General features: G+C 67.3%; 20 protein-coding genes. 5 read left to right on the forward strand and 15 right to left on the reverse strand.

Going from position 1 to position 26475, the window contains the following annotated elements; translation table 11 throughout:
- Positions 1-55: 55 nt before the first annotated feature.
- Positions 56-442, forward strand: a complete 387-nt coding sequence (locus ICJ04_RS00435) for a BlaI/MecI/CopY family transcriptional regulator (protein WP_188325620.1) — start codon at positions 56-58, stop codon at positions 440-442.
- 3 nt (positions 443-445) lie between these two features.
- Positions 446-2275, forward strand: coding sequence for a M56 family metallopeptidase (locus tag ICJ04_RS00440; protein ID WP_188325621.1), 1830 nt, complete (start codon positions 446-448; stop codon positions 2273-2275).
- A 70-nt stretch (positions 2276-2345) separates the two neighbouring features.
- On the opposite strand, the gene ICJ04_RS00445 is transcribed toward ICJ04_RS00440, so the two are convergent.
- Positions 2346-2600: an I78 family peptidase inhibitor gene (locus tag ICJ04_RS00445; protein ID WP_223202946.1), complete on the reverse strand. Its 255-nt coding sequence runs from the start codon at positions 2598-2600 to the stop codon at positions 2346-2348.
- 222 nt (positions 2601-2822) lie between these two features.
- Between ICJ04_RS00445 and ICJ04_RS00450 the strand changes: the two genes are divergently transcribed.
- Positions 2823-3398 (forward strand): hypothetical protein, encoded by a 576-nt coding sequence (locus ICJ04_RS00450; protein ID WP_188325623.1) that lies wholly within the window; start codon positions 2823-2825, stop codon positions 3396-3398.
- Between the two features lies 1 nt (position 3399).
- Here ICJ04_RS00450 and ICJ04_RS00455 read toward each other — a convergent pair whose 3' ends face one another.
- Together ICJ04_RS00455 and ICJ04_RS00460 are read right to left on the reverse strand one after the other, a co-directional pair.
- Positions 3400-4425: a ribonuclease H-like domain-containing protein gene (locus ICJ04_RS00455; RefSeq protein ID WP_188325624.1), complete on the reverse strand. Its 1026-nt coding sequence runs from the start codon at positions 4423-4425 to the stop codon at positions 3400-3402.
- A complete protein-coding gene (locus tag ICJ04_RS00460; RefSeq protein ID WP_188325625.1) occupies positions 4422-6911 on the reverse strand; it encodes a DEAD/DEAH box helicase in 2490 nt (829 codons plus the stop codon). Before ICJ04_RS00460 ends, ICJ04_RS00455 begins: the two co-directional genes overlap by 4 nt.
- Positions 6912-7143: 232 nt before the next feature.
- On the opposite strand from ICJ04_RS00460, the gene ICJ04_RS00465 reads away from it, so the two are divergent.
- Positions 7144-7626: a hypothetical protein gene (locus ICJ04_RS00465; protein ID WP_223202947.1), complete on the forward strand. Its 483-nt coding sequence runs from the start codon at positions 7144-7146 to the stop codon at positions 7624-7626.
- Between the two features lie 43 nt (positions 7627-7669).
- Here the strand turns inward: ICJ04_RS00465 and ICJ04_RS00470 are convergent, their stop codons facing one another.
- Genes ICJ04_RS00470 through ICJ04_RS00510 form a run of 9 tightly spaced genes read right to left on the reverse strand, consistent with a single transcriptional unit; the run spans position 7670 to position 20030 of the window.
- Complete coding sequence (locus tag ICJ04_RS00470) at positions 7670-9487, reverse strand: hypothetical protein (protein WP_188325626.1); 1818 nt, start codon at positions 9485-9487, stop codon at positions 7670-7672.
- Entirely contained in the window at positions 9484-11649 is a 2166-nt protein-coding gene (locus ICJ04_RS00475; RefSeq protein ID WP_188325627.1) for a hypothetical protein, read from the reverse strand. Before ICJ04_RS00475 ends, ICJ04_RS00470 begins: the two co-directional genes overlap by 4 nt.
- Complete coding sequence (locus ICJ04_RS00480) at positions 11646-12767, reverse strand: BatA domain-containing protein (protein ID WP_188325628.1); 1122 nt, start codon at positions 12765-12767, stop codon at positions 11646-11648. Before ICJ04_RS00480 ends, ICJ04_RS00475 begins: the two co-directional genes overlap by 4 nt.
- Positions 12764-13660 carry a DUF58 domain-containing protein gene (locus tag ICJ04_RS00485; RefSeq protein WP_188325629.1) on the reverse strand — a complete coding sequence of 299 codons (897 nt, stop codon included), beginning with the start codon at positions 13658-13660 and terminating at the stop codon, positions 12764-12766. Before ICJ04_RS00485 ends, ICJ04_RS00480 begins: the two co-directional genes overlap by 4 nt.
- Before the next feature lie 7 nt (positions 13661-13667).
- On the reverse strand, positions 13668-14651 hold the full coding sequence (locus ICJ04_RS00490) for a MoxR family ATPase (protein ID WP_188325630.1): 984 nt from the start codon (positions 14649-14651) through the stop codon (positions 13668-13670).
- 16 nt (positions 14652-14667) lie between these two features.
- The gene (locus ICJ04_RS00495) at positions 14668-15375 is read right to left on the reverse strand and encodes a DUF4159 domain-containing protein (RefSeq protein WP_188325631.1); all 708 of its coding nucleotides are present in this window, start codon (positions 15373-15375) and stop codon (positions 14668-14670) included.
- The gene (locus ICJ04_RS00500) at positions 15375-16709 is read right to left on the reverse strand and encodes a TldD/PmbA family protein (protein WP_188325632.1); all 1335 of its coding nucleotides are present in this window, start codon (positions 16707-16709) and stop codon (positions 15375-15377) included. Before ICJ04_RS00500 ends, ICJ04_RS00495 begins: the two co-directional genes overlap by 1 nt.
- A 21-nt stretch (positions 16710-16730) precedes the next feature.
- A complete protein-coding gene (locus ICJ04_RS00505) occupies positions 16731-18365 on the reverse strand; it encodes a TldD/PmbA family protein (protein ID WP_188325633.1) in 1635 nt (544 codons plus the stop codon).
- 33 nt (positions 18366-18398) lie between these two features.
- On the reverse strand, positions 18399-20030 hold the full coding sequence (locus ICJ04_RS00510; RefSeq protein WP_188325634.1) for a TldD/PmbA family protein: 1632 nt from the start codon (positions 20028-20030) through the stop codon (positions 18399-18401).
- Between the two features lie 124 nt (positions 20031-20154).
- Between ICJ04_RS00510 and ICJ04_RS00515 the strand changes: the two genes are divergently transcribed.
- The gene (locus ICJ04_RS00515; protein ID WP_188325635.1) at positions 20155-20772 is read left to right on the forward strand and encodes a DUF938 domain-containing protein; all 618 of its coding nucleotides are present in this window, start codon (positions 20155-20157) and stop codon (positions 20770-20772) included.
- Here the strand turns inward: ICJ04_RS00515 and ICJ04_RS00520 are convergent, their stop codons facing one another.
- The 3 genes from ICJ04_RS00520 to ICJ04_RS00530 all read right to left on the reverse strand — a co-directional run bounded on the left by ICJ04_RS00520 (position 20773) and on the right by ICJ04_RS00530 (position 26376).
- Positions 20773-22062 carry a type II toxin-antitoxin system HipA family toxin gene (locus ICJ04_RS00520; RefSeq protein WP_188325636.1) on the reverse strand — a complete coding sequence of 430 codons (1290 nt, stop codon included), beginning with the start codon at positions 22060-22062 and terminating at the stop codon, positions 20773-20775.
- Between the two features lie 62 nt (positions 22063-22124).
- Positions 22125-22577: a helix-turn-helix transcriptional regulator gene (locus tag ICJ04_RS00525; protein WP_188325637.1), complete on the reverse strand. Its 453-nt coding sequence runs from the start codon at positions 22575-22577 to the stop codon at positions 22125-22127.
- A 109-nt stretch (positions 22578-22686) separates the two neighbouring features.
- A complete protein-coding gene (locus ICJ04_RS00530) occupies positions 22687-26376 on the reverse strand; it encodes an indolepyruvate ferredoxin oxidoreductase family protein (protein WP_188325638.1) in 3690 nt (1229 codons plus the stop codon).
- Positions 26377-26475 lie beyond the last annotated feature (99 nt).

The raw sequence follows: 26475 nt of genomic DNA on the forward strand, positions 1-26475 counted from the left end.
TACAGTTGTAGCTACGGGCACGGTAGCGACACGTGTAGTCAACCAGGGACGTGTCATGCGCCGTAAGACGATCGGGGACCAGGAACTGGCCCTGCTGCAGTACATCGACGAAATCGGGACGCCCAGCGTCGGTGAAGTGGCCGTGGGCTTCGGCGAGCCACGCGGCCTGGCGCGTTCCACCGTGCTGACGATGATGGAGCGGCTGCGTGGCAAGAACTATCTGCGTCGCCAGCAGGCTGACGGCATGTACCGCTACCAGTCCACTGCCGCACAGGACAGCGTGGTCCAAGGGGCCATCGCGCAGTTTGTCGATCGCACCCTGCAGGGCTCGGTATCGCCGTTCGTGGCCTACCTGTCGCAGCGCGAGCAGGTAAGTGACGATGAACTGGCCGAGCTGGAAGCCTTGGTCGAACAGCTGCAATCACGCCGGCAGGAGGGCTGAGCCATGGATACGACCATGATCACGATCGTGGAGCGACTGGCCTGGACCAGCGTGCAGACCGCGTTGCTGGTTGGGCTGGTGTGGGCGGTGTGCCGGCTGGTGCCTTCGCTGGGCGCGGCCACGCGCTGCCGCCTGTGGTGGCTGGTGTCGCTGCAGGCAGTGGCCGGACTGTTCTGGGCCCAGCCGTTGCAGCTGGCGGTGCTGCCCGCGCCTGCGCTGGCAGCCGACACCTTCATTGCCGGTACCGACGTCGCGTACGCCCATGCGCCGGCGCTGCCGACAGCGCAGGTGGTCAGCGCTATCCACACGGTGTCCAGCGCTGCCATCGGCGCTGCGCCGTGGTGGGCGCTGGTCCTTGCTGCGCTGTGGATCAGCGGTGTGCTGGCCATGGCCTGGCGCACGGCCGCCGAGTGGCGGCGCACTCGGGCCCTGCTGGCCGCCGCACAGCCGTGCGCGGACCAGACGCTGGTGGAGGCGCTGAACCTCGCCGCCGAAGCACATGGCCTGCGCCGTGCCCCCCGGCTCTGGATGAGCGCACAGATCGATGCACCGCAGGTGGTCGGCCCGTTGCGCCCGGTGCTGCTGTTGCCTGCTGGCGCGCGTGCGCTGCAAGGTGATGCACTGGACCTGGCACTGACCCACGAACTGCAGCATCTGCAGCGGCACGACCTGCAGTGGGGACTGCTGCCCGCCGTGGCGCAGCATCTGTTCTTCTTCCATCCGCTGCTGTGTTTGGCCGTGCGGGAATATGCGCAGGCCCGCGAAGAAGCAGTGGACGCGGCGGTTGTCGAGGGGCGCAGCGAGCGCCGCCAGGATTACGGGCGCTTGTTGCTGCAGCTGGGCGTGATGCCGCGGCCGCACCTGGGCGTTGCCAGCGCCGCGCCGAGCACGGCCAGCCTGAAACGCCGGCTGCTGTCATTGCAGCAGCGGCACGCCTGCCCGAAGGCGGTCGCGGTGGCGCTCACTGTTGCGGTGCTGGCCATCGGCGTGCTGCCGATGCGTCTGGTCGCTGCGCCGCCGCCGCCCGCACCACCCGCTGCGCCGGCTGCACCACGTGCGCCCGTGCCACCAGCGCCCCCGTCGGCACCGGCCGCACCGCCAGCCCTCGCCGTGCCCCCCGCAACCGACCTGCCTGCCGCACCACCGGCCCCTGCAGCACCTGCCGCACCTGCCAAAGTGCAGGAGAAAACGACAAGCACCACCACGATCATGCGGAGTAGTGATGACGACAGCCTCAGCATGATTACCCACGGCGAGCTGGACCTGGGTAAGCGCCCGGACCGCGCCTATGTGCTGCTCGACGGCAACGCGAGCTACGCCCACGGTGCAATGGATGACGTGAAACAGGCACGCCGGGATCTGGGTGCCGATTCGCAGGCGTTCTGGTTCCGTCAGGGAACAGAGCGCTACGTGGTACGTGACCGCACTCTGCTGCTGCAGATGCAGGAGGCCTATGCGGATGCGGCGCGCATCGGGACCGAGCAGGCGAAGCTTGGCCGACAGCAGGGTGAGCTGGGTCGGCGCACCGGCGAGCAGGCGCGCGCTGTGGCGATGGTGGCGCGGGAAGAGGCGCTGCGTGCCGTCCGCCACAGCACGGACATCAACCGCGATGCCGCTGCGGAAGCAGCACGTGCCTCTCTCGAGGCCAGTCGTGCCGCGAAAGACGCGCGCGGGAATGCGGAACTCGCCACGCTGGCACAACGCCAAGCCTCACTGGGCGCGGAGCAGGCTGCGCTGGGTCAGCGGCAATCGCAGGCGCATGCACGGGCGGCACGCGAAGCCGAAAAAATAATGGCCCAGGCGCTGCAGGACGGGCGAGCGCAGCGACTCTGAGGCGCAGGTGGGCAGGTCCCCTTCGCAATGCGCGGAAGGGACCGGACTCTGGCACCGTTGCAACGTAACGTCAGCCGCAGCTGGCGCCCTCGATTTTGTTGGCCTCATCCACGCGGATCGTCAGTCGATCCTCGCGGAAATCCATCGTCACCGCCATGCCCGGCTTCACTACGCGGGCATTGCGTGCCCCCGAGTCCCGAACGGCTTTCGCGATGACTTCTTCGCTGGCGGTCTTGCCCACCAGCGCGTCCAATGTATCCGGACGACACTGATGGCCCTCGCCGCCCGCGACGTGGGGCTTGGGATCGCCAGCGGGGGGATCCATGCCCGGCGCAGCACTGCTGCATGCGGTGAGCGGCAACAAAGAGCCGAGCAACAACCAGCGGTTCGATAGCATCGTGGATCTCCCAGGTCGATTGGATGAAGAACTGTCCCATCAGGCGCCATCCGGCGTAAACAGGGAGTCAAACCGCTATCGGCTGATGAACGCAGGCCGTTTCCATTACGCTGGCGGTTGCTCGTTTCGAAGAACGGAAGGTCACTCGTGGTGGAACAGGTCATCCGGCTCAATGCTGCCTTGGAAAGCATTCCGGGCCTCAGGGAGGTGTCGGTGCAGAAGATGGACGTGGGCGATCTGACCGCCGATGACTTCTCGCTGCTGCCCTATGCGGATCTGCCACTGGGTGCGATGAAACGTACCGCAGGCGGGCGTGCGGATGAGCTGGTCATCTGCATGGACTTCGCGCTGGAGGAGGGCGTACGCGGGCTGCTCGGTCTGGAATTCGTATCCTGGTGGGTGCGTGATGCGGCCCGTGCGGGCGCCGCCATGCAGGTGCGCAGCCTCGCATTGCCACCCATCGGAGAGCAGTTCGGATCGACCCTGCGATTCCGCATCGACTGGTTCTACACCGATCCGGACAATGACATGCAGCGGCTGCTGGCGGCCGTGGATGCGCTGGCGTCCGATCTGGAATCAACCATCGCGCAGCAGGACATCGTCAAACGGATCAAGGGACGGAACGGGCCGGCAGCGGTCGTTCCCGGTGATCGTCCAGGACGTCCGGCGCCGCCACAGCCTGTTTCAGCCGGATTGCGTACGTTGTTCCGCCGCAAGCCGCACTGACCTACCCGCCGGCCAGCGCGAGCGTCTGCCGGTCCTGTGCTTCTTCGTGCACCAGTCGCTGCATCAGCAGGGCCAAGGTCACCACGTCCTGGTGGTTGTGTTCGGCTACGCGGCGCAGGTTCACCGCATCGCCGCCGCGCAGGTAGCGCAGCCACGCCGACGGGGCTTCCGACCCGGGCAGGTCGTCCTCGCGGACGATCTTCAGCAGTTGACGCTCAATGGTGGCCAGGCGGCAGTTTTCCCATACCCCGCGATAGCGCCGGCGCGTTGGATACAGCAGGTCGACATGGTCCAGCGGGGTGATCGGATCGCCCTGTCGCGCCAGGCGGTACCGCGTTTTCAGCAGGGGCGCGTCATAACTGCGGCCGTTGTAGCTGGAAAACACCGTGCCCGGCGCCAGCCAACCGGTGAAGGTACGCAGCATCTCGGCTTCTGCCGCCATGGTGGAGATCATCAACTGGCGGATGCGCAGCCCCGCTCCGCGCGTCGGATCCACATGCCAGTCCGCCGCGCCGATCATGAAGGCGCGCGTGCCGGTACCACCGGCCAGGCCGGTGGTTTCGGTATCGAAGAACATCAGGTCACGCGGTGACACGTGCTCGGTCTCGCGCTTGGCGAAGGCCAGTGACAGCGGTACCGACGGGATGTCCTGCGGCACGAAGGATTCGATCAGGTGCAGGCCCGGTGCGATCTCGTTGCCTGGCAGGTGGCGGTCAAGTGCGCGTGCGCGACTGGCCGGTGCGGCGTCACTGCTGCGATCACGTACGCCCAGCAGACGGCGCAGGCTGGAGGCATCCGCGACGGCGCGCGGGGCCGTGGCGACACCCGTCGCCTTGTGGCGGATTTCCTGTTCCACCCAGGCGAACACCGACCGTGCGGCGGCAGGCTGCCTTGCATCGTTTGCGGCGCCAGGCAGCGCCGACTCGGGAGGGGCCGGTACTGCTGCGGGCGCAGGCGGAGGCGCCACCGCCTTGGCATCCCCGGCCTGTCGACGCAGCAGCCGCAGTTTGTCCAGGCTCAGGCTCACGGTGCCAACAGCTCCATCGGATCGACCACGGTCACGGCGACATCGGGCACTTCTTCGCAGGCCACGGCATCGAACAGATCCAGCACCCGCAACGCCAACGCGCGCGGCGTGGTGTCGTCGGTTTCCTGCGCGGCCAGCACCGGGCCCACGCAGGCGGGGCAGCCGGCCTTGCAGTCGCACCGTTGCACCAGCTCACGCGCGCGCTGCACCAGCTCCTGCTGGCGCATCCATAGCGGCTCGCTCAGACCCACGCCGCCGGGGAAGTTGTCGTATAGATACACCGTCGGTACGAACTGCTGCAGCAGCTCCACCGCTGCCGGATCACCCTCTTCGCCCCGCAGTTGCCCGCGGCCGGTCTGGTCGGCGATGGCGAACCAGGCGCCGTCGCCGTTGCCGACCGCCTTCTGCAGATCGCGCGCATCGGCCATCACCGCCACGGTCGCCACGATGTGCAGCGCGTACGCCGCGCCCAGGAAGCCGTCCAGCGCATCCTGCTTGCTGGCGAACGCTCGCAGTAGCAGGGCCTGCGGCAGTTGCCACCACACCGCCGTGGTATGCAGCTCCTGATCCGGCAGGTTGACCGGACCGTAGCCGATGTTTTCATGGGTGTAATAACGGATCTTCTTGTAGCCCGCCACGCGGCGTACGACGTGCACCTCGCCATGGTGGGAATCACCGCGGCCGGCACCGTTGCCATCGAAACGGTCCAGCACCTTGAGCTTGGTGAAGTCGATGCTGTCGGTGTAATAGTCCACGTGGGTACGCGTGACGTAGGCCTTGCGGCCTTCCCAGTCCAGCGTCTCCACCTGGTACGGCGTGGACTGCACCATGTGGATGGCCCCTTCGTACAGGGTCAGCGCGGCCGCCGAATAATCCACCTCGGCGATGATCTGCTGTTTGCCGCCACTGCGGTCCACCACCACGAAGTTGCCATCGGCCACCGAGCGCAGGCTGACCGCGTTGGCGGGATAACTGTCGGCGATCCACTCCCAGCGTTCGCCCTCGCGGTGCACGACCTCGGTTTCCGCCAGTGCTTCCAGGAACACCTCCGGGTCGATCGGGCCGAAGCCATCGCCGACCAGGAACGGGAGCTCGAAGGCCGCGCAGCGGATGTGGTCGAACAGGATCAGCGGCTGGTCCGGCGCGATCCGTGCATGCTCCGGCGATGCCTCGGCGAAGAAGTCCGGATGCCGCACGACGTACTGGTCCAGCGGCTGCGAACTGGCCACCATCACGCCCAATGCCGGTTGCTGGCGACGCCCGGCGCGGCCGAAGCGTTGCCAGGTGGCTGCGACACTGCCCGGGTAGCCGTTGAGGATCACCACGTCCAGGCTGCCGATATCCACGCCCAGTTCCAGCGCGGAGGTGCTGACGATGCCGTCGATCTGCCCGGCGCGCATGGCCCGCTCGGTCTCGCGGCGCTCGGTTGGCAGGTATCCACCGCGGTAGGCGCGGATGCGCGCCGGCTTGCGCGGATCGTGGTCGAAGATGTCCTTGAGGTACTTGGTCAGCACTTCGACCATCAGCCGGCTCTGCGCGAACACCAGTGTCTTCAATCCGGATTTGATCGCGATGCGGGCGATACGGTTGCTCTGTGAGCGTGCCGATGCCCGCAGGCCGAGATCCGGGTTGACCACCGGCGGGTTCCACAGCAGTACCTGCTTTGGCCCACTGGGCGCCCCGGATTCGGTGATGGCGGTGACCGGGGCCTCGATCAGTGCCTCGGCATGCTGCTGCGGATTGCCGATGGTGGCCGAGCACAGGATGAACTGCGGTTGCACCCCGTAGAACGCGCAGATGCGCTTCAGGCGACGCAGCACGTTGGTGACGTGGCTGCCGAACACGCCCCGATAGGTGTGCACTTCATCGATCACCACGTAGCGCAGGTTCTCGAAGAACTGCGCCCACTTGGTGTGATGCGGCAGGATGGCCTGGTGCAGCATGTCCGGGTTGGATACCACGATGTCGCCGTGCAGGCGGATCGCCTGGCGGGCATCACCCGGTGTATCGCCGTCGAAGGTAAACGCCTTTACGCCCAGGTCACCGGCGCGGTTGAGCTCCAGCAGGTCGGCCACCTGATCCTGCGCCAGCGCCTTGGTCGGGAACAGGAACAGCGCCTTGGCCTTGTGCTGCATGGCCGCGCTGATCACCGGCAAGGTGTAGCACAGTGACTTGCCGCTGGCGGTGGGGGTGACGATGGCCACGTGCTCACCGCGTTGCGCTGCCTCCCAGGCCTGCGCCTGGTGGCTGTAAAGCTGGTCGATGCCGCGCGCCTTCAAGGCCGCAGCCAGTGCAGGCGGCACGCTGTCCGGAATGGGCGCGTAGCTGCCTTCGCGGCCGGGGATGGCGAAGCTGCCGGTGATGCGGTCGTGGTAACGGCGCTGCAGGCGGGTGCTGAGCAGGGCGCCATCGCGCGCCGGCAGGCCGTCGCGGGTGGCGAGCTGGTGCTCGGCGTCGGCGGTGCGCTTGGCGAGTTCGTAGGCCATGGGAACACAGATTACAGGGGGTGACATGGCACCACAGACGGGTCTCAGCGTGTGAGACACCGTGACGGAAGGGCGTGAATCATTCAGCGCAGTGCGACCCGATACGCCGTGCAGCGCGCCGGCCACGCGGACGCGCATCAACGAAATCTGAAGCCCCATGACCGTATCCTCGCCCGTTGGACACAGGCGGCACGGGGGGAGGGCGGTGGCACGACGTGCAATGCAGGGCGCAATGCTGGCGGTCTTGCTGCTGGCAGGGGGCGCGCAGGCGCAGCAGGCCGCACCGGTGGCCGCGTCCGTGCCTGTGGATGATCCCGCGACGGCGCCGGGCGCTGTGGAACGGGTCGGCGGGTCGGCCGCACAGAACGATGTCACCACCTTGGGCGAAGTGCGCGCGCTCCGGCCTGATGACGAGCAGCCACTGGACCTGTATCGCTTCAAGAACCCGATGCGCGCGGAGGACAACCGCTTCAGCCGTAACTGGAGCGAGCCGCCGTCGCCCGAGCAGGTCAGCATGAGTGGTGGCTACCTGATGATGGGTGTGGTCAAAGGGGTGGCCGCAGCGGCCAAGGGCTTGAACAAGATCACCGGCGGGCCGGACCAGATCCAGGCGGCCATTGCCCGGCCGCCGCCGGAACTGAGCGCTGAGCAGCAACGGCGCGCGCTGCAGTTCTGCGCGCAGCAGGAAGGGTGCGGCGCACCGCCACAGGAATAGGCAGTGTCCGTCGTGCCTTCACCATGAGACGACCGGAGCGCGCTTACGCCGAAGGGGCCGGCCGCCGTTCCAACCACCACAGCAGCGACGTACAGGCGACGAACGCGAGCCACCACGGCCAGCGCGGCCCCGGCACGCGTTGGCTGGCCTGCACCGGCGCCGGTTCGGTCGTGGCCAGCCGGTGCGCAGTGGCATCCATCACCGCCTGTCGATGCAGCGCACGGGCCTGATCCGGATCGAACACATAGCGCCATTGCGTGCGATCGCCGTGCTGCAGCCGCTGCCAACCGGGCTGCCGTGGCCACCAGCCCGCACAGCGCGCGTCGCCCGTCGCCGGATCAACCCGCAGCGGCACCGCCACACCCTCGCGGGTCAGCGACCGCAAGGGGGCCTGCACGCCGCACAGCGGCTGGCGCTCACCGGCCCACGCCAATGTCTGGGGCGACCACAGGCTTGCACTGCCGGCCTGCGCACGGGCGAGCGTGGCCATGACCGTGCTCCACACCTCACCGTGGCGATCCTCGCGACCGGCCAGCACCCAACGCCAGCTGTCGGTGATCGGCAGCATCCCGATGCGGCCCTTGCCGACAGCGAGCCAACCGCCGATGGCCTTGCCCTGATGGTCCTGCAGCAACGCGTGACTGCCAGGTGCCTGTAGCGCCAGAGACTCCAGCACCGGCAGCGCCGCCGTGTGGGATTCGCGGTCCGCCTCTTCGCCATCACGGGTGGGCAGGGTACCGGCGGCGACGGGGCCGCGGCGCGCCTGCCGCATGGTCGCATCCCCATCGCCGGGCAGCGTCGCCGACTGGCTGGTGGCATCGCCGCGCACGGGCAGACCCAGCTCACCCAAACGTTGGCGCGTGCTGGCCGACGGCGCGCCGGTACTACGTACCAGCACGCCCAGCCCATCGCGCAACGCCGCCCGCACCGCGGCCAGCTGAGGCGCGCCCAGCGCAGCCAGGCTGCGTTCGTCGAGCAACAGCACGTCGCTGCGCGCCAGCGTGGCCGCGTCCAGTGCCACGCTGCCATCGCCCAGGCTGACGCCCGCACCGGCGTCCGCCTGCACCTGCACCTGGATGCCGGCGTCGGTCGCCCAGCGCCGCAGGTACTTCAGTTCGGCGCCGGGCGCGCCGGCCCGCACCAGCAGCCGCAGCGGTGCCGCGGCCAGCGTCTGCTGCGGCACTGGAACGGTGTCGGCCACATGGCCCTGCGCATCGAGCAGGCGCAGCTGGAACACGCTTCGACCCTCGGCGCGGGCAACGCCGCTGAGCTGCACGCGGCCATCCGCTGGCAGCGCGGCGCGATCCACCACGGCACCGGCCGGATCCAGCAGTTCGGCCCGCGCGGCGGCAACGCCGTGTGCCCGTGCCTGCAGCTCGAAACGTGCGCCGGGGCTGGTGTCGGCGGGAGGCTGCAGTGACACCCACCCCGTAGGGGCAGGCGCAGCCTGCCAGCGCGTGTCGGCAGGCAGCACGGTGTCGCGGTCACGTGCAGCCAGGCCCGCACCGACCAGGGTCACACGGGAAGAAGGATGAAGGCGCAGCGCGGTGGCCAGATCAGGAACGCGCGCTGCACCGGCCACGTCATCGGCTTCCGGCAGCACCACGTGCGTGCCGCCGGTAGGCCGTGCGCCGGCGCTGCCAGCGTCTGCACCGATCACGACCAGCCCCCTCATGGGCACGCGCTGCGTCGGGGGCAGCAGGCAGGCGTACAACAGGGCAGCAGCCAGCACCTGCAGCGCGATGACGGCGATCTGGCGGCCGCGGCGGGCCGCGGGACGGCGCAGCTGACGCACGCTGGCGACCAGCACGATCAGCGCCAGCGCGACAGCGACCCAGGTGTTCAACGCGGATGCACTCATTGCTGCGCCTCCAATGCATCCAGGTAACGCTGGCCCATCGCATCGGCGGCGTTGCGCCGTGTCACCTGGGGTAGCGGACGTTGCACCGCACGCCACAACTGCGCACGCAGGCGCTGCCGGCATGCGTCACAGCCCGGTTCGATGCGCAGCTGTTCAATGGCAGCGGCCAAGTCGAGGGCGTCGGGCAGGAAGGCGCTGTTGCGCTGCTGCCACGCCGCCAGTGCATCCAGATCCGGCGTCTGGTCGCCGTCGCCAAGTCGCTGCCAGGCCTCCACCACCACCGGATCCGGTGGCGTGCGCGCGGTCAGCGGCAACGCCCGGCTGGCCAGCCCTGCGCGATCACCGCCCAGCCGCCGGCCCTCGTCGATCGGCGGCAGTTCCGGGCCGACGCGGGCCAGGTAGATGCGCTCGGCCTGCTGCACCTGCTTGATGAAACCGAGTGCCTTGTAGGCATGCGGCAGGGCCTGCTCGGGGCGGCCTTGGCGCAGCTCGCCCTCGGACGACCACATCTGGTCAAGCGCTGCCTTCAGCGTGGCGCGGGTCTGCGGGTCCAGCAGGGTCGCCGCTTCCGCATGGTCGTGGGTATGGCCGTACTCGGACAATACGTCGGTGGCACTGCCGAACACCGGCGGCGCTTGCGGTACGGCCGCGGCACCGCCGTGATCATGGCCATGATCGTCATCAGCGCCGGCCTGGGTGTCGTGATCGTGCGCGTGATCGTCGTCGTGTGTGTCCGCAGCGGGCACATCGCTGGTGGGCAGGTCGCTGGTTGGCGGGGCCTTCGGCGCGCCCTCGCTTTCCTCGCCGAGGAACTGGCCGTAACGCATGCGCAGGATGCGCTGGTCCACGCCGATGGCATCGCTGCGCGTCATGAAGCCGTCCGCGGCCAGGCGGCGCCGCTCACGGATCAATGCTTCGGCATCGATGATGATCTGCCGCTGGCTGCGGAAGTAGGCCGGCAGCGTCTTCTTGATGCGACCCTCAAGTTCGGCACCGCGCACGGCTTCGGTGCTGGGCAGGCGCAGGATCACACTGTTGCTGCGGCCGATCTGCGGCGCCGGTGCGTGGTTGTCGCGCACTTCCAGCTGGGCGATCACATCGTTGCCTGGCTGTGCGCCGAGGGCCGCCAGGTCGAGGGTGTGGGCAAAGCGCCGGGCCGTAGGTTCGCCCGTGCCGGTCAGCGCCACGCTGCGCCGGGCGAAGGTGATGTTCTCGCCACTGCCTTCGGTGGTGGTGATCGACAGCGTCGCCCGCGCGGCGACGCCGTGGTCGTCGCTGGCCTCGAAGCGCAGCGTCCACTGGCGCTGCCCAGGCGTGCCCAGCACCAGGCTGGAAGGCGGATCGATCACCCGCACCGTGGGCGCGCGGTCGGCGACCACGTCGAGTCGATGCAGCCGGGCGTCGGCCAGTGCGGGCTCGCTGACTATCCGGTACAGCACCGGCGTGCGGGCAACGTCCTGTGCCTGCCACTGTCCTTCGTGCTCGCGCAGCGGTAGGCGGCGGCCATCATGGAACTGCAGCCACGCGGTGCGCGGCGCCCGGTCGAAGCGTACGGACCAGGACAGGCGACTGTCGGCGGCGACCTTGGCATCGAGCGCGTTCTGCGTGCGCGCAGGTTGGCCGGTATAGGCCGGCGCTTCGATGCGCAGGCGGGTGGACTGCAGGCGCAGCGGGCCTGCTGTGGTGGGGAGCGCCTGCGTGGCAGGGACCGCCACCGGCGACGGTCCCGCGTGTGGCCAGCCCAACGCGAGCAGGGCCGTGGCGCCGCCGCCGATCACGCACAGTGCGATGGCAGCGCGCGGCCAGCGTGGGCGCAGCTCAGGCACGGCGCGTTCAAGCGTGGCCAGCACATGCGCGCGCTGGCGCCGCTGCAGGGGATTGAGCGCGGTTTCGTCGGCGAACAGCAGGTCGGCGCTGTCCTCGCTGGCACCGCTGCCGTCGAGCTGGCGCTGCAGCCAGCGTCTGTCCAGACGGCGCGCGCGGGTAATGGCCACGCCCGCGGTGACCAGCAATGCGACCGTTGCGATCACGCAGGCGATATCGAACCCGGCCACGCGCAGCGCCAGCGCGGTGGCCGCCGCGGCCCAAGGCAGGCCAAGCGACAGGGTAATGACCACGCGGCGCCGACGCGCGCGCTGCCAGGCCTGTTGCAGCGTCTTCATGCGGGTCGCCTCCGTCGCGCACTGCTGGCCATCCAGCGCTCCAGTGCGAACAGCAGCAGGATCACCAGCATCAACCAGGGGGCAAGTTCGCGCGCCGGCGGCACGGTCGGGGGCAGGGACGCGCGCTGTGGCGCCTGGTCCAGCGCATCGCCCAGGCGGGGCGACGCAGGCGGCTGCAAGGCCTGCAGCAGCTGACGTGGAAGGTGATCGTCGCGCAGCGCCAAGGTGCGGCCCGCGTCCCATTCCCCGGGCAGATACAGCACGTGTCCGCGACCCGAGCGCTGCTCCCACAGCAGCGGCGCGCCCTGTGCATCGCGGAGCAGCAGGCGGGCGCCTGCCGGGTGCGCGGCACGTGACAGGATGCTGCCCCCTTGGTCCACCCAGGCCTGCCATGTGGTGGGCAATGGGTCGGCACTGCTCCATACCCCGGTTTCACCAGGCTCCGGCAGCGCGTCAGCGGATAGCGGTGCTGCCAACGGCTGCGCCCCCCACGCGCGCTGCAGGGCCGTCAGCCAGTGTTGCGCCGCTGCGGGTGCATCGCTTTTGACGCGCAATCGAGGCGGCGCCGGAACCGCTTGTGATGTACGAGTGGCCAGCGGCTGCGGACGCCACTGCACCGGGCGCGACAGCTGCAGGCGCGCCCCGTCGAGGCCGGGCAAGGGGTCGGGCACATACACGGTCAGGGCTGTGCCGGTCGGCAGTTGGGCGTCGAGTTCGCGCAGCAGGCTGGGCAGCGAGGCATCGCCTGGCGGCGCTGGCTGTCCGATAGGGGGGAATCCGGGCGCCAGCCAGTGCCAGTTGCGCAGGTCTTCCGTGCTGCGCAGGGCGGCTGCATCCAGTCCGGGCGCAACGACGGTCCACGCGGCCGGCGCAGGTTCTGGCCCGGTCAGCGCCGGTCGCGCCAGCAGCAGGGCGAGCGCGGCCAGCAGTAACAGGCGCACCAGCAGCAGGGGCCAGTCATCGAAGCGGATACGTTGGCGCGGGCGAATCCGTGCGCGCAGCCAGCGCAGTGCGGCAAAATCCACCGGCGTGTAGGGATGGCGGCGGGCGAGGTGGATCAGCAACGGCAGCAGCCAGGCCGCGACCGCCAGCAGGCCGAGTGGGAACAGCAGGCTCACGCGGTGATCCCGCGGCCGAACAACGCCTGCAGAGGCTGGTCGAGCGGCTGGTCGAGCCAACTGGTGGCGGATGCGATGCCCCCTGCCTGCAAGCGGGACTGCAGGGCAGTGCGCGCTTCGGCGAAGCGCTGCAGGTAGTCGCTGCGGATCGCGGCACCATCACCCCGCACTTCCTCGCCGGTCTCCGGGTCGCGGAAGCGATGTCCGGCGTCGAACGGAAAGTCGCGTTCGTCGGCGGTCAGCACCTGCAACAGCACCACGTCGCGGCGCGCACGCGCCAACTGCTCCAGCAACACGACACCGGTCTCGTCGAAGCCATCGCCGATGCACAGCAGCAGGTCGCCGGGACGAACGCGTTCCCACAACGGCCGCAACCGTTCCGCGGCAGGCCATTCCCCGCGCGCGCGCAGGGCCTGCAGCTGCAGATAAACGCGATCGCGCTGGCGCGCGCCGTGGCCGGCCGGAACCAGTTGCAGGCCCTCACCGTCGATGGCCAGCAGGCCGAAACGATCGCCTTGCTGCAGCGCCAGCTCGACCACGCACGCGGCCAGCAGGCGCATGTGATCCAAGCGGCTGCGGCCGGGATCGACACGGTCGGTCTGGCCGGCCGAGGCCGTGGCATCGAGCAGCAACCAGACCGTGATCGGACTTTCGCGTTCGGACTCGCGCACGAAGAAGCGGTCCGAGCGCGCGTACAGCTTCCAATCAACCTGGCGCAGCTCATCGCCGGGTTCATAGGCACGGTACTGCGCGAATTCCAGGCCCGCGCCACGGCTGCGGCTGGCATGCTGTCCGATCCCGCTCATGCCGCTGGCCAGCCGCGGCCGCAGGCGCAGCGCACGCAGGCGCGCACGCAGGTCCGGTGGCAGCAACAGGGGCAAGCCGGTGCTCAAGTGCGGGTCAACCGGGGAATGGAACGGCCTGCAGCAGCGCGGCGACCACGTCGTCGGCACGCTTCTGCTCGGCCTCGGCGGCGAAGGACAGCACCAGCCGATGTCGCATCACCGGCGCAGCCAGTGCGAGTACGTCTTCGCGGGTGGCGGCAAAGCGCCCCTGCAACAGGGCGCGCGCTTTCGCGGCCAGTACCAGCGATTGCCCAGCGCGCGGTCCCGCACCCCATTTCACCCACTGGTTGATGGCGGCCGGCGCACCATCGCCCGGTCGGCTTGCGCGCACCAGGCGGGTGATCCAGGCAAGCACGTCGGCGCTGACATGCACCTGCCGCACGGCCGCCTGCAGGGCGAGCACTGCCTCGGCATCCATCACCTTCGGTACGCCGGCGGTGGCGCCGCCAGTGGTCTGTTCCAGGATCTGCCGTTCTTCGTCTTCGCTGGGATATTCAACCAGGACGTGCAGCAGGAAACGGTCCAGTTGTGCCTCTGGCAGGGGATACGTGCCGGCCTGTTCAATCGGGTTCTGCGTGGCCAGCACGAAGAAGGGCTGCGGCAATGTGTACGTGGTGCCGGCATAGCTGACGGTGCGTTCCTGCATGGCTTCCAGCAGGGCGGCCTGGGTTTTCGGCGGCGTGCGGTTGAGCTCGTCGGCCAGCAGCAGGTTGGTGAAGATCGGCCCTTGCTGGAAGCGGAAATGGCGGTGGCCGGTGCCGTGGTCTTCTTCCAGCAGTTCGGTGCCCAGGATGTCACTGGGCATCAGGTCAGGGGTGAACTGCACGCGCCGGAACTGCAGCTCCAGGGCGTGGCCAAGCGAGCGCACCAGAAGGGTCTTGCCCAGTCCGGGCGCGCCTTCCAGCAGGCAATGCCCGCCCGCCAGCAGGCCGATCAGCAGTTGCTCTACTACGGTGTGCTGGCCGACCACGGCGTGGGCGAGCGCGCTGCGCAGCTCATGCAGGCGCGGCAGCAGGGAATCGAGGTCGGGGGTGCTCATGGGAATGCCTGTCCTATCAATGGTTCAACGCGTACATCACGATGTTGACGCCGAAGCGGGTGTTGTCTTCGGCCAGGAAGCGTTTGTTGCGCCAGTCATAGTCCCACTCGCAGCCGTAATCCTTGTTGCTGTAAAGCAGGCCCAGCCGACCGTCCACCTCGATGCCCTTCAGGTAGTCGTGCACCAGGTCGTCACCCCAGCCGTTGAGCTCGAAGCTGGTGGCCGGTGGCCCCTCCGGAAACTGAAAGAAGCTGCGATAGAGCGCATGGGTGTTGGGCAGCTTCTTCAGGGCCTTCGGCCCGAACAGCCGCGCCATCTGCGCCTCGAACGAGGTGGCGAACAGACCGTCGATATCGTGGTTGCAGTCATCGACGAACACGAAGCCGCCATTGCGGACATAGCGCACGAAGTTCTGCCGCTCGGCGGCGTTGAATTCGACCAGCGTGTGGCCGGCGAGGTAGCAGAACGGTGCCTCCATCATGCGCGGATCGGCAAGCGCGACCACACGTTCCTGCGGGTCCACCCGCAGCGAGGTGTAATCGATCAACGAGGTGATCAGGTTGGATGGCATGCGTGCATCCACGTCCCAGTCGCCGGAGTCGTACTGCAGGCGGGTGAACCAGAAGTCGTAGCGTGAGCTGCGCGGGCCTGCCTGCGCCCATGCCGGGACCGCTGCCGCAGAAGCGGCGGCGGCGAACCAGCGCAGGCAGGCCCGGCGATCCATCAGACTGCGTCGGACAACGAGGTGAACGTGAAGTCGCGCAGGCGCATCGGCGGGATCATCATCACGAAGCTGGACTCATCACCGGCCACGCGCACCGGCTTGCCCAGCTCGTCGATGTTGTTGAGCATGATCACCGGCGACTCGTTGAAGCGGAAGTTCTTCACGGGGTGCTTGATCTGCCCGTTCTCGATGTAGAACGTGCCATCGCGGGTCAGGCCGGTCAGCAGCACGGTCTGTGGATCGACCATGCGGATGTACCACGTACGGGTGACCAGGATGCCCTTCTGCGTGCCGCGCACCAGGTCGGCGGTGCTCTTGTCGCCACCGCTCATCAGCAGGTTGCCCGGCCGCGCGTTGGCGGTCTTGCCCTGCTTCTGCGCCCAGAAGCGCGAATAGTCCAGGCTGGCGATCTTGCCGTTCTCGATGATCGCGATCTTCTCGCGCGGCATCCCGCTTTCGTCCCACGGCAGTACCGGCGCTTCCGGGTGCCACGGGTCGGCATGCAGGCTCACCCGCGAATCGTAGACCTGCTCGCCCAGCTTGTTGCCGCCGCCCTTCTTGGACAGGAAGCTGCGGCCTTCGTCTGCAGTGCGTGCGTCGAAGAACCGCATCATGAAGCTGATCAGGCCAGCCGCTGCGGCCGGTTCCAGGATCACCGTGTACTTGCCCGGTTCCAGCGCCTTGGCTTCAGCCGATTCGGTGGCCTTGCGCATGGCGATGCGCACGTCCTGGTCGGCCTTGAAGTCCGCTGCGTCCTTCAGGTTGCGGCCGACCCAGCCCGAACCACGGCCGTCTTCGGTGCGCACCGTGCAGGTGTAGTCGAAGTTGCTGGTGCGCTGGTAGCCGAAGTTGCCCTTGCTGTTGGCGGTGGCGGTGAAGCCATGGCCATCTTCGAGGAAGCCGGCGGCGATCACCCCGGCCTGGCGGCAGGGCAGGATGGAATCGGCGGCGACCTTGGCCCGGAACGCCGGATCGATCGCACCGGTGGATTCACTGAAGGTCGGCGTCGGGCGGTATTCCTGCTTGCCGATGGCCGGGATGAACTCCGGGTTTTCCGGCGCCAGGCGGGCCAAGTCTTCGGCACGGCGGACCACGCGCTCCAGCGCGGCGTCGTCGAACTCGTTGATGGAGGCAGTGCCGACGCGCTTGCCGAACGCCACTTCGACGGCCAGCGACGCATCGCTGACGATGCCGCTGGTGGAGATGTTGTTCAAGGCGAAGCGGATGTTGCCGTTGATGGATCCGGCCAGGGTGGCCGTGCACTCATCGGCCTTGGACAGGGCGATGACCTTGTCGAGGATGGCCTTGGCCTGCTGTTCGGTGAAGATGCTCATGGGTATCGGGCTCCAGACCGGTCAGCCGAGGCTGCGTGCGGTGTTGATGACGTTGATGCCATTGAAACGGGCAGTGGACGAACCGTGCGAAACCGCCGAGACCTGGCCCGGCTGGCCCTTGCCGTCGAAGAACGAGCCGCCCAGGCGGTAGTCGCGCTCATCGGCAACGGCGGTGCAGGCGTTCCAGAACTCCGGCGTGCGGATCTGATACGCCACGTCCTCCAGCATCCCGGTGATCTTGCCGTTCTTGATCTCGTAATACAGCTGGCCACCGAACTGGGCGTTGTAGCGCTGCTGGTCGATCGAGAACGAGCCGTCACCGATGATGTAGATGCCGTTCTCCACGTCCTTGATCAGTTCATCGACGCTGAGCGGCTTCTTGCCCGGCGCCATGGACACATTGGCCATGCGCTGGAACTGCACGCTGGACCACGAATCGGCGTAGCAGCAGCCATCGGACTCGGTCTTGCCCAGGATGTGGGCCTGGTCGCGGATGGTCTGGTAGTCCACCAGCTTGCCGTCGCTGATCAGGTCCCACCGCTTGCACTTCACGCCTTCGTCGTCGTACGCCACGGCGCCCAGGCTGCCTTCCTGTGTCTTGTCGGCGAAGATGTTGACCAGCTCGCTGCCGTACTGGAACTTCTGCTCGCGCTTGTCCAGGGTGGCGAAGCTGGTGCCGGCGTAGTTGGCCTCGTAGCCGAGCACGCGGTCAAGCTCCAGCGGATGGCCGACCGATTCGTGGATGGTCAGCCAGGTATGCGACGGATCCAGGACCAGATCGTACTTGCCCGGCTTCACCGAAGGCGCCTTCAGCTTCTCGCGGGCCTGCTTCGCCGCGGCGATCGCATCTTCCTTCATGTCATACGAGCTGGAGTAGTTGACCACGCCGTTGGGCGTCATGACCTTGCCCGCCGCAGCACCGTCCAGGTACTCGTAGCCCATGCCCATCGGCGAGGACAGCCCTTCGCGGGTGCGGAACTTGCCGCTTTCCTTGTCGATGGCGGTGATGGTCATCGGCACCCAGATGCGGTGCACGTCCTGATCGATGTACGACCCATCGGTGGAGGCGAAATACTTCTGCTCGTTGACCAGGAACATCATCGAATTGACGAAGCTGGCACCGGCGTTGATGGCGGCCGCATTGACGTCCAGCAACAGATCGACCTTGTCCTTGATCGGCACGTCCATGGCGTTGCGACGGATCGGCGTGCGCCAGCTGACCTCGCCCACGCCAGGCGCCGCAGCGAGCTGCACCGGGGCGGTCTGGATGCCCGCATTGGCACGGGCGATGCCCGCGGCCTGCTGCGCGGCCTTGGCGATATCGGCAACGGCCAACTGATTGGTCGCCGCGAAGCCCCAGGCCCCGTTCACCAGCACACGGATGCCGACGCCGGTGGATTCGGTGTTGACGACGTTCTGCACCTTGTCTTCGCGGGTGATCACGAACTGCCGCAGGTAGCGACCGATGCGCACGTCGCAGTAGGTGGCGCCGGCACTGCGCGCCGCCTGCAGGGCAACATCGGCCAGGCGCTTCTTCAGCGCCGGGTCGAGCATGGTCTGCAGTTGTTCGGCGGCGATGGCCTTGCCGAAGAAGGAGGGCACCAGCAGGCCGCCCGCGGTAAGCCCGGTGAGGGCGAGGAAGTCACGTCGTTGCAAGGCTGCTCTCCACGTATGGATGTTGGACAGGACTCATGCGCCGAGACTGCGCGCGGTGTTGATGATGTTGATGCCGTTGAAGCGGGTGGTGGACGAACCGTGGGAGACCGCCGACACCTGCGACGGCTGGCCCTTGCCGTCGAAGAACGAGCCGCCGAGGCGGAAGTCGCGTTCATCGCAGATCGCCGTGCAGGCGTTCCAGAACTCCGGCGTGCGGATCTGGTACGCCGCATCTTCGACCATGCCGGTGATGCGGCCCTCTTTGATCTGATAGCACAGCTGGGCGCCGAACTGGGCGTTGTAGCGTTGCTGGTCGATGGAATACGAGCCGCGGCCATGGAAGTACAGGCCGTTCTCCACGTCCTTGACCATGTCGGCCACGCTCAGCGGTGCCTTGCCCGGTGCCAGCGACACGTTGGCCATGCGCTGGAACTGCACGCTGGACCAGGAATCGGCGTAGCTGCAGCCGTGGGAGGCCTCGCGTCCCAGGATATGGGCTTCATCGCGGGTGGCCTGGTAGTCGACAAGGATGCCGTCGCGGACCAGGTCCCAGCGCTGTGTCTTGACCCCTTCATCGTCGTAGGCCACGGCGCCAAGGCTGCCCGGCTGTGTCTTGTCGGCAAAGAAGGTGACGATGTCGCTGCCCCAGCGGAAGCCGGCGTCACGCTTGTCCAGCGTGGCGAAACTGGTGCCGGCGTAGTTCGCTTCGTAGCCGAGCACGCGGTCCAGCTCCAGCGGGTGGCCGACATTCTCGTGGATGGTCAGGAACAGGTTGGACGGATCCAGCACGACATCGTATTTGCCGGCCTTCACCGAGGGCGCGGTGAGCTTCTCGCGGGCCTGGCGCGCCGCGGCCGAGGCGTCTTCGCGTGCGTCGTAGGACTGCCCGTAGCCGACCACGCCGCCGGGCAGTTCGAAACGCCCGCTGCGGTCGCCGTCCAGGAACTCGTAGCCCATGCCCATCGGCGCGGACAGCCCGTTGCGGGTGCGGAATTTGCCGCTGGCCTTGTCCACGGCGGTGGCGGTGAAGGGCAGCCAGATGCGGTGCACGTCCTGGTCGATCCACGACCCATCGCTGGAGGCGAAGTACTTCTGCTCGTTGACCAGGAACAGCGTCGAATTGAAATAGTCGGCCCCGGCGCCCAGCGCGGCGTCGTTGATGTCCAGCAGCAGGCCGACCTTGTCCTGCACCGGCACGGCCATGGCGTTCTTCTTCAGCGGCGTGCGCCAGCTGACCTCGCCGACGCCCGGGGTGGCCGCCAGCTGGACGCGGCGCGTCTGCACGCGCGCATTCGCACGCGCGATGGCCACCGCCTGCGCGACGGCCTGCACGACCTGCTCGGGCGTGCGTTGGTGAGTGGCCGCAAAGCCCCATGCACCGTCGACGATTACGCGGATGCCGACGCCGGCCGATTCGCTGTTGGTGACGTTCTCGACGGTGCGCTCGCGGGTGATGATGCCCTGGCTCAGGTAGCGGCCGATGCGCACGTCGCAGTAGCTGGCACCGGCCTGGCGTGCTGCCTGCAGCGCCGCGTCCGCCAGGCGCTTGCCCATGACCGGGTCACCCGGCTCCAGCAGCTGCTCGGCGGCGATCACGCGGCCATGCGGCAGCATCAGGCCGGCCAGGCCGGCACCGGTGAAGGCCAGGAAATCACGACGTCGCACTGCCACCACCCCACGTGCACTCAGTTGACACCCGACTTTCGCCAGCGCAATGCAATGACGCAAGTGACTGCAGTCATGGTCGTGTCACAGGCACAATGGCGTTCTGCCACTTTCGTCACGAACCATGACCGAAAAACCCTTCTCCCTCGCCTGTGAACGAAACCGCGATCCGATCGCGGCCGCGCTGGATCCGCTCATGGCCGATCGCCGCCACGTGCTGGAGATCGGCAGTGGCACGGGACAGCACGCTGCGTACTTCGCCCAGCGCTGGCCGTGGCTGCAGTGGCAGCCCAGCGACCACCCCGACCATCTGCGAGGCATCGCGGCGTGGCGGGCCGAGGCGGCGCTGCCCAATCTGCAGGCACCGTTCGCGCTGCAGGCCGAGCTGCCACCGTCGCCGCCGCTGGCCGTGCCTGCCGGAATCCCGCGTTTCGATACGGCGTTCAGCGCCAATACCCTGCACATCATGGGATGGGACCACGTACAGGCGCTGTTCGCGGGTTTGCCCGCGCTGCTGCAGCCCGGTGCCTTGCTCGCGGTGTACGGTCCGTTCAATTACGGCGGCGCGTACACCAGTGACAGCAACGCCCAGTTCGATGGCTGGCTGAAGGCCCGCGATCCGCGCAGTGGCCTACGCGATGCGGAGGCGGTGCAGGCACTGGCGGTGGCGCAGGGCTTCGTTGCGCTGGAAGACCTGGCGATGCCGGCCAACAACCGGCTGCTGGTGTGGCGGCTGGGCTGATCAGGCGTCGGCGGGTGTCTGGAACTTGCCCAGCAGACGCGTGCAGGATGCATGCAGTTCGCTGACCAGATGGTCCAGGACTGGATGCGCGATGCCTTCGGCGCGCAGGCGCGCGTTCAATTCGCGTGCGGCAGGCGGCAAGACGCTGGCCATTTCCGCCAGGGTGTACAGCGTAGCGGCGGGATCGAGCCTCATCGATTCTGCGGTGGACTGCCAGTCCTGCAGCCGGATATCCCACCACTTGTAGTGGCTGCCGATCTTCATCGCCATCTTTATCTTCCTCCGCTGCAGGCTCGGATAAGGAAAGGCGCTGGAGATGTCGTAGAGCGGTGCAAGCCTTACCGCGCCGTCGGCGCCGAACAGCAGTGAGTAGTTCTTGGCGTGGGCGTCGGTTCCGCCAATCAGGTAATTGAAGATCAGCGCGCGCATCAGTACATCAACGTCTGCACGGGGTTGGGAAGAGTGCGTCCACAGCACGTCGGCCAACGCATCCGGGCCCGGTCCACCCTGGTTCTGGTATTTGAGGTGAGGGGTGATCGACAGTGCCTGGCAGAAGTCTTCCTGATGGATTCGATGCCAAGCACCGTCCATCTCTGCGCGATCGTAACGTTGGATCAGGATGGCGGACTCGTTCTTGACGACCATCTTCTCCACGTGTGCAGCCGGTAGGCCGAGCGCACGTGCCAGCCGCAGGCAGAAGATTTCATTCTCCACAAACCCATCGTAGTCGCCGCTTGGTGGTTTGATGATGTGGGTCGTTGGCAGGCGGCCACCCGGAATGGCCCATCCGCCGTCTGGCCTCTTCATCAATGCGATTTTTGACTGTGCCCCGGCGAGGCTGAAGTGACCAACTTCGTCATTCGGGCGTCCGACTCCTCGGGTCTGCCGTAACCCGGCCAGACGGGCGGCAACCTCTTCGTCGCTCAGTAAAATCACGGCATCATCGGCGCCACCCAGGACGGCCGCGAGCCTGTCGTCGCTGACGAACTGGACCGCGCCCGCGCAATCCTCCCCCACATGGGCCAACAGTGCAGCAGGGTTACGAGGCGAGACGTGGAAGTGCGAAGCCCAGCGCTGGAGGAGGTCTTCGTTATCGGGCAGCAGTCCCCACAGAACTGCTGTAACGTCCTGGTGTGCGAACTGCGGTCGCAGCAAGGGCAGGCTCAGCGACAACGGGTAGGCAGAGGGGTTCGCCAGCCACTCTCTGGTATACGCGAACTGGGGATTGCCGTGGGCATCAGCGTTTAGTGTCCCTGCGATCTCGCCGGAGAGAAGTACAGTCAGGGCCATCGGTGTCCTCGGAGACGTGTGCAGGATCATTTGACCGTACGGATGGAAACATCCGGAGTGACTCAGCGTGGTCGGCGAGCGGGTTTTCCCGCCGAAGATACCGGCTGGCTCAGGGCATTACTCGATTCAGCGCTGCCCTTTCCTGCCGGACCTCTCGAATCCGCATGCGCGAGCCAGTTACCAACGAGATCGGCGACGGCAATGGTTCCAGGGAGGGATGACACAGACGCAACCTTGTTCTGATCAATGATCCGGTCGATGTCGGGACGCGGAATCACACGCGGTACGTGGCCGTCCGGCAGGTCGGACGATGTCGCGTCCAAGCGAAGGCCGAGCACGTTCAAGGTGCGAAGTATCAGGCTCAGTTCTGCGCCCGGCTTTCCTTTTTCGATCTCGATGATCCATCGTCGACTGACGCCGACCTCATGCGCGAGTTTGGCCTGATCCCAGCAAAGCGCTTTGCGCCTCTGTCGGATGAGACTTCCAAGGTCGTCGGGTGTCTTGAGCTGCGCCATGCCGCGAATGTAACCGAAGACTCACATCAATCCATAGTGCGCGAACGGTTACTTCTTCAAGAAGTAATCGAACGGTTACATTTTTGACGGCCAGCGGCCGCCACTACCGTCAGGCGACCTGCACGATATGCAGCGCGCGCGGGTTGCGCCACTGCGCCAGCAGGGTGGCTTCGCGGGCCTTGGCGGTGTGCAGGTGCGCTTCCTTGACGTGGCCATAGCCGCGGATGTGTTCCGGGATGCTGGCGATCTCCACCGCCAAGGCAAGCCGGTGGTCGTCCAAGCCGTCCAGCAACACTTGCACGGTGGATTCGTAGTCGCTGATCAGCTGGCGCTCGCCCACCCGTTCGGCGGTGCGGCCGAAGGGATCCAGCCGGCCGCCTCGCAGGAACTTCAGCTTCGCCAGCATGCCGAACGCTTTCAGCATCCACGGACCGTATTCTTTCTTGATCAAACGCCCCTGATCGTCCTTCTTCGCGAACAGCGGCGGCGCCAGGTGGAAGCGCACCTGGTAGTCGCCTTCGAACTGCTGCTGCAGCTGGCGCTGGAAATCGCCACTGGTATACAGCCGCGCCACTTCGTACTCGTCCTTGTAGGCCATCAGCTTGAACAGGTAGCGGGCGACGGTTTCGGTCAGCGCAGTGGAGCCGCCCAGCGTGTCCTGCTCGGCCGTGCGGACGCGCTCGATCAGTGTGCGGTACCGGTCTGCATAGGCCTGGTCCTGATAATCGACGAGGAACGACGTGCGACGCGCGATCATTTCATCCAGCGAGCGCGACAGGCGGGCATCATCCAGCGGCAGGAAAGCCAACTCCCCACCACCATGCCCCGGCAGGCCACGCAGTTCACGCTCGTCGCTGCTGTTGCGCGGCGCGGCCGTGGCGCCCCCTTCATTGCCTTCCCACTCTCCCGGCGGCAGCGCATGCAGCGGGCCGGGCGTGTCTTCCGTGTCGGTGTGGCGATTGCGCACCAGCCCGGCGGCTTGCTGCACCGCCTGCGGATCGACCACGGCCAGGCGGCCCCAGGCGAAGGCCTGCTGGTTCATGGCCACGGCCGCGCCATTGAGCTCGATGGCGCGCATCAGTGCGTCGAACGACAGGGGCACCAGGCCCTGCTGCCACGCATAGCCGAGGATGAACAGGTTCGCCGCGATGGCGTCGCCCAGCAGTGCGGTCGCCAGCTGCGTGGCATCGAGCAGCAGCGGTTGTTCGCCACCCAGGGCCACGCGCACGCCGGCGATGATGTCGGCGGCGGGGAACTGCATGTCCGGCCGTGTGGTGAAGCCGCCCGGCATCGCTTCGTACGTGTTGAGCACCACCTGGGTGCGGCCGGCGCGCACCTTGGACAGCGCCCAGTAGTCGTTCACCACCACCATGTCGCAGCCCAGCACCAGGTCGGCTTCGCCGGCTGCGATGCGCACGGCATGGATGTCGGTGGGCGCTCGCGCGATGCGGATGTGGGTGGTCACCGCGCCGCCTTTCTGTGCCAGCCCGGTCTGGTCCAGCACGGACGAACCCTTGCCTTCCAGATGGCCGGCCATGCCGAGCAGTGCGCCGATGGTCACCACACCGGTGCCGCCGACACCGGTGATCAGGATGTTCCAGGGTTGCTCCAGCGCGGTTCGCACAGGCGGTGCCGGCAGGTTGTCGAGCAGGGTGGACGCCTCGCGCTTGCTGCCCTTGCGCGGCTTGCCCCCGTGCACGGTGACGAAGCTCGGGCAGAAGCCGGTGGTGCAGGAGTAGTCCTTGTTGCAGTTGGACTGATCGATGTCGCGCTTGCGCCCGAACTCGGTTTCCTTCGGCAGCACCGACACGCAGAAACTCTTCTTTCCGCAGTCGCCGCAGCCTTCGCAGACCAGCGAGTTGATCATCACGCGCTTGGGCGGATCGACCAGCTTGCCGCGCTTGCGGCGGCGGCGTTTTTCGGTGGCGCAGGTCTGTTCGTAGATCAGGATGGAGACGCCCTTCACTTCGCGCAGCTGCTTCTGCACCGCGTCCAGCGCACTGCGGTCATGGAACTCCACGCCGGTGGGGAACTGCTCGCGCTGCTTCGTCCATACCTCGATGTTGTCCGACAGCACCACGATGGTCTGGATGCCTTCGGCGCGCATCTGCCGGGCAATGTCCGGCACGCTGAGGGGGCCGTCCACCGGCTGGCCACCGGTCATCGCCACCGCATCGTTGTAGAGGATCTTGTAAGTGATGTTGACGCCGGCCGCCACGGACTGGCGGATCGCCAGCGACCCACTGTGGAAGTAGGTGCCGTCACCCAGATTCTGGAACACGTGCGGCGTGTCGGTGAACGCGGCCTGGCCTGCCCACGTCACGCCTTCGCCGCCCATGTGGGTGAACGTGTCGGTGCTGCGGTCCATCCAAGTGACCATGTAATGGCAACCGATGCCGCCCAGCGCACGCGAGCCTTCGGGCACGGTGGTGGAGGTGTTGTGCGGGCAGCCGGAGCAGTAATGCGGAATGCGCGGGAAGGCCGCGCGCGGCAGCGCCAGCTCCGCTTCCTTTTCGCTCATCCACTGCAGGCGCTGGGTGATCGATTCGTTGTTGAAGAAGCGCTGGATGCGCCGGCCGATCACGCCGGCGATGGTGGCCGGGGTCAGCTCGCCGGTGGACGGCAGGATCCACTCGCCGGCCTCGTCGTACTTGCCGACGATGGACGGACGCGCGCCCCAGCTGGCCGGCCAGTTGAAGAACTGCTCCTTCATCTGGCGCTCGATGAAGGCACGCTTCTCCTCCACCACGATGATGTCTTCCAGGCCCTGTGCGAAGCGCGCGATGCCCTGCGGTTCCAGCGGCCAGGTCATGCCGACCTTGTACACGCGGATGCCGATGTCGGCGCACGCGGCTTCATCCAGGCCCAGGTATTCCAACGCCTGCAGGACGTCCAGGTAGCTCTTGCCGGTGGTGACGATGCCCAGCCGCGCGCGCGGTGAATCCAGCACGGTGCGGTCGATGCCGTTGACCCGGGCGAAGGCCTGCGCGGCACTGACCGCGTAGCGGTGCAGGCGCATTTCCTGGTCCAGCGGCGGGTCCGGCCAGCGGATGTTGAGACCGCCTGCCGGCATCTCGAAATCATCCGGCAGCAGGATGCGCCGTGCCAGCGGATTCACTTCCACCGAAGCAGACGACTCCACCGTTTCAGCGATCGTCTTGAAGCCGATCCAGCGCCCGGTATAGCGGCTCATCGCCCAGCCCAGCAGACCCATGTCCAGGATGTCCTGCACGCCGGCCGGGTTGAGCACCGGCATCATCGCGCTGACGAACTCGTCTTCGCTGCCGTGCGGCAGGGTCGAGCTCCGGCACGCATGGTCGTCGGCGGCCAGTGCGAGCACGCCGCCCAGTCGCGAGGTGCCTGCCGCATTGGCATGCTTGAACACGTCACCGCAGCGGTCCACGCCAGGGCCCTTGCCGTACCACATGCCGAACACGCCCTGCACGTTGGCGCCGGGGAACAGGTTGGTCTGCTGGGTTCCCCAGACCATGGTCGCGCCCAGGTCTTCGTTGAGGCCGGGGGTGAACTTCACCTTGGCCGCTTCCAGCGGCTGGCGTGCGCGCCACAGTTCCAGATCGAAGCCGCCCAGCGGGCTGCCACGGTAGCCGCTGATGAAGCCGGCGCTGTCTATCCCGGCCGCCTCGTCGCGCAGGCGCTGCATCAGGGGCAGGCGCACCAGCGCCTGGACGCCACTCAGGTAGATCCGTCCCTCGCCACGGGTGTATTTGTGGTCGAGCGTGTAATCGCGGTCTAGCAGGTCGGCGGACGCCGGTGAGGTGAGCTGCGCGGTGCTGGTCATGGCTGGCCTGGTTCGGATCGGCTGGCATCGGCGCTGCGGCTGCAGACCCGAAGGGCGCGGATTGTAACAGTGGGGCCGTTGTGGGCCGGTACTCGCATC

Origin of the sequence: Stenotrophomonas sp. 169 (genome assembly GCF_014621775.1) — a bacterium.
Lineage (GTDB): Bacteria > Pseudomonadota > Gammaproteobacteria > Xanthomonadales > Xanthomonadaceae > Stenotrophomonas.

Bases quoted from the DNA above. Each gene is read 5' to 3' on its own strand.
- ICJ04_RS00465 (WP_223202947.1), top strand. From the start codon at position 7,144: ATGCTGGCGGTCTTGCTGCTGGCAGGGGGCGCGCAGGCGCAGCAGGCC.
- ICJ04_RS00435 (WP_188325620.1), top strand. From the start codon at position 56: ATGCGCCGTAAGACGATCGGGGACCAGGAACTGGCCCTGCTGCAGTAC.
- ICJ04_RS00530 (WP_188325638.1), bottom strand. From the start codon at position 26,376: ATGACCAGCACCGCGCAGCTCACCTCACCGGCGTCCGCCGACCTGCTA.
- ICJ04_RS00500 (WP_188325632.1), bottom strand. From the start codon at position 16,709: ATGAGCATCTTCACCGAACAGCAGGCCAAGGCCATCCTCGACAAGGTC.
- ICJ04_RS00470 (WP_188325626.1), bottom strand. From the start codon at position 9,487: ATGAGTGCATCCGCGTTGAACACCTGGGTCGCTGTCGCGCTGGCGCTG.
- ICJ04_RS00525 (WP_188325637.1), bottom strand. From the start codon at position 22,577: ATGGCGCAGCTCAAGACACCCGACGACCTTGGAAGTCTCATCCGACAG.
- ICJ04_RS00490 (WP_188325630.1), bottom strand. From the start codon at position 14,651: ATGAGCACCCCCGACCTCGATTCCCTGCTGCCGCGCCTGCATGAGCTG.
- ICJ04_RS00445 (WP_223202946.1), bottom strand. From the start codon at position 2,600: ATGGATCCCCCCGCTGGCGATCCCAAGCCCCACGTCGCGGGCGGCGAG.
- ICJ04_RS00440 (WP_188325621.1), top strand. From the start codon at position 446: ATGGATACGACCATGATCACGATCGTGGAGCGACTGGCCTGGACCAGC.
- ICJ04_RS00475 (WP_188325627.1), bottom strand. From the start codon at position 11,649: ATGAAGACGCTGCAACAGGCCTGGCAGCGCGCGCGTCGGCGCCGCGTG.
- ICJ04_RS00515 (WP_188325635.1), top strand. From the start codon at position 20,155: ATGACCGAAAAACCCTTCTCCCTCGCCTGTGAACGAAACCGCGATCCG.
- ICJ04_RS00460 (WP_188325625.1), bottom strand. From the start codon at position 6,911: ATGGCCTACGAACTCGCCAAGCGCACCGCCGACGCCGAGCACCAGCTC.
- ICJ04_RS00495 (WP_188325631.1), bottom strand. From the start codon at position 15,375: ATGGATCGCCGGGCCTGCCTGCGCTGGTTCGCCGCCGCCGCTTCTGCG.
- ICJ04_RS00520 (WP_188325636.1), bottom strand. From the start codon at position 22,062: ATGGCCCTGACTGTACTTCTCTCCGGCGAGATCGCAGGGACACTAAAC.